The following is a 2,863-nucleotide window of genomic DNA, read 5'->3' as shown; positions in this document are numbered from 1 at the left end:
GTGGAAAACAATTGGGCATGTTCCTGAAAAATACAAGGATACGCTTTACAATAAATTCAAAGCTACCTGTGATCAATATTTTGATCTAAAGCGTACCGAAACTAAGTCGCAAGATGCAGAGTTTGATGCGAATTTAGCTAAGAAAATTGCTATTTGTGAAGAAATTGAAAAAATGGCTGAAGCAGGTACTTCAGACTTGTCGAAATTAAGCGATTACAAGAAATCGTTTGCTGCAATAGGTTTTGTGCCTCGGAAAGATATGCAAAACATTCAGGCAAGGTTTATAAAGGCCATCAACAATTTCGTGAAGACGTCTTCGGGCTTAGACAAATCTGAAAAAGATAAGCTCATGCTCCAAAACGAGGCCGAGGTGGTTCTAAAAACAGGCGGAAGCACCAAGAACCTTGATAAACAAGAAAACGAAATTAGACGTAAAATGAAGACCCTTGAGGAAGAAATTACGCTAACAAGAAACAATATTGAATTCTTTGGTCATTCTAAAAATGCTGAAAAACTCAAAGCTGAGTACATGCAGAAGGTAGTGAAGGCAGAAAAAGAATTGAAGGATTTGCAAGATAAAATCAAACTTATCAACGCAGCCAACTAATATTAGAAAACCTAATTGTTTAAGAAAAAACGAAAGTTTTGATTATCAAACAATTAGGTTTTTTTTCAAAAAAAAGATAAAAAATATTTGCGTGGTGTACTTTTTGGATATAGTTTTGCACCACAATTAAGGAACGGCATTCAAAATAGATGCAAAAATTAATTAAAATATAGGCCTCTTTAGCTCAGCTGGTAGAGCAACTGATTTGTAATCAGTAGGTCATTGGTTCGATCCCGATAAGAGGCTCTTGATTATTAAGGAGTTACAGTAAAATGTAACTCCTTTTTTATTGCCAAGTGCAAAACAATGTACAAAACATATCTCCTCTGAAACCATTCTAAACTTCCTTTCAAAGAGTTTCTAACCTACTACTAATTGACCAAACCTATTTTTTAATTCTTCCAAACAAATCCAAGAGGTAATTCTATAACGCACTATTTTCACTATTTTTTTCTTGTCACCACCATTTTAGCCGCTTAGTTTTGCCCTATGGAATCCAAACGGAATCCGCATAAACTTTAATACTTAAAATTATCAACATGCCAATTTTTCTGGGAGTAGAACTTGCAGAACTCCTTAATGGCGTTAGACAAATTTGCAGCGAGGAAATTTCAGAACTGTTACAAAAGGGAATTACCCAAGCCAAGCACGATGATGAATTCAGGGATATGGATCAGGCATCCGTTTTTCTCAAAAAAGCTAAACAAACTTTATATGCTTTGTGCAGTTCAAAAAGTATTCTCCACTTTTCTAAATCAGGTCAAAACTATTTCAAAAAGCAAGAGCTTGTTGAATGGATAGAATCGGGTAGAAAAAGTAAAAAGAAAGAGGCTCAACCGAATCGTTTACTTTTTACAAAAAAAAACAAGATTTAAAAAATGGCTGTAATGGAAACATCTATTATTTTTCCTCAAAGGGTTACAGCTTTTTTATCAACCTGAATATGGATTTAATTAATTTTCACACTCAAATTTTAAAGAAATGACACCAACACCAAACAAGGACACCAACATCAATTTTCGAGTTGCAGAGCAACGAAAGTTGAAACTTCAAAAAAAGCCATAACTAAAAAAATGACTTTATCTGATATGCTCAATAAGATAATCGAAAAACACCAAGAGCCGCCATTAATCAAATAGACCTTTCCGCGTGAGGCTTAAACAGAAGATGGGAAAAGCTAGAAAAAGACCATCTATATTTTAATTATAATAATAGGAGTTATAAGTAGCATTTGGATTATTGTTTCCGCAAAAAAGAAGATCAATAACGCGGACGATTGGAGAAACAGTAGGTCAGACCAACCATCGCAAAACAATATGTAAAACGTTTTGTAAAATCCATTGTAAAACACTCAAATTCTTGGGTGTTTTTTTATGCTCTTTGGTGTTTACACCATGTAAACATAGGAAATTAATAGAAATTTATCTTTTGTATACACCCTGTGTACACCACTGTGTACACCACTGTAAACGGCCTTTATTGCTAATTAATGGCCACTTTTGCTGTATACACCTCCCATTTTTGAAAAGGGTTTGCTCATAGTTTTAGTTACCGAAATGAAATGTAAAACATTTTGTGGTACTTATTCGGAATTTAGACCTGAAAATGTGCTCTATTTCTCATCACAAGATTGCTTTTTATTTCATCCTTCCAAAGTATGCCGTTAATAGAAGTTTATCTGCTGGAATATCCATTAATAATTCCTTCTATTTGTTGAATATGTCGTTGAGTATGATGAATTGCAAAATTGACCCAATCTATTACAGTCATTTTGCCTAAAAATGGATGAACAAATATTCGGTTGTCAATGCAGATTTTGCCTTTTGAAACATCATCCTTCCATAGTTCTCTTTGGTTTACCAACAGACTGACAAGGGTTGCCATGTTTGTAATTTCTCCTTTTGGTATTAAGATATCTGGAGATTTGATTTTCTCTTTCCAGTTGGTAACCAATATTTTTTGTAAGTTTTCATCACCTATAATTTCTAGAGAAGAATTCCTTGTTTCAGAAGCACCCGAAATTATGGTATAAATAACCCTATCGGTAAGGTAAATATGTTCGATAATTTCGAGAATATTCCACTGGTTATCATTTTTGAAATGAACACAATCTGATGAACAACCTTTTAAGATTTGTAAAAAATCTTGTGTCGATTTATCCAATTTAACTATAAAGGATTTATTAGTCATAAAATTAAAGTTCTTGAACTTAAGTTCTTGTTTGCGAAGTATGTCCTACTATTGTTCCAAATGAAA

General features: G+C 33.4%; 3 protein-coding genes and 1 tRNA gene. 3 read left to right on the top strand and 1 reads right to left on the bottom strand.

Annotated features, from left to right (window positions below; all coding sequences use genetic code 11):
• The 3 genes from EGI24_RS21360 to EGI24_RS21350 all read left to right on the top strand — a co-directional run.
• Nucleotides 1-607 (top strand): DUF349 domain-containing protein (locus tag EGI24_RS21360; RefSeq protein WP_255050674.1); only part of this gene is annotated, 607 nt, incomplete at its 5' end.
• 173 nt (nucleotides 608-780) lie between these two features.
• Nucleotides 781-853, top strand: a tRNA-Thr gene (locus EGI24_RS21355).
• A gap of 293 nt (nucleotides 854-1,146) precedes the next feature.
• Complete coding sequence (locus EGI24_RS21350; protein ID WP_255050673.1) at nucleotides 1,147-1,482, top strand: helix-turn-helix domain-containing protein; 336 nt, start codon at nucleotides 1,147-1,149, stop codon at nucleotides 1,480-1,482.
• Nucleotides 1,483-2,281: 799 nt separating this feature from the next.
• Here EGI24_RS21350 and EGI24_RS21345 read toward each other — a convergent pair.
• A complete protein-coding gene (locus EGI24_RS21345) occupies nucleotides 2,282-2,797 on the bottom strand; it encodes a DinB family protein (RefSeq protein WP_255050672.1) in 516 nt (171 codons plus the stop codon).
• Between the last annotated feature and the right edge of the window lie 66 nt (nucleotides 2,798-2,863).

This window comes from Lacihabitans sp. CS3-21 (assembly GCF_024343675.1).
In the GTDB taxonomy this organism is placed as follows: domain Bacteria; phylum Bacteroidota; class Bacteroidia; order Cytophagales; family Spirosomataceae; genus Leadbetterella.
The sequence above is the reverse complement of the archived record's forward strand: the minus strand, read 5'-3'. Positions and strand labels throughout refer to the sequence as shown.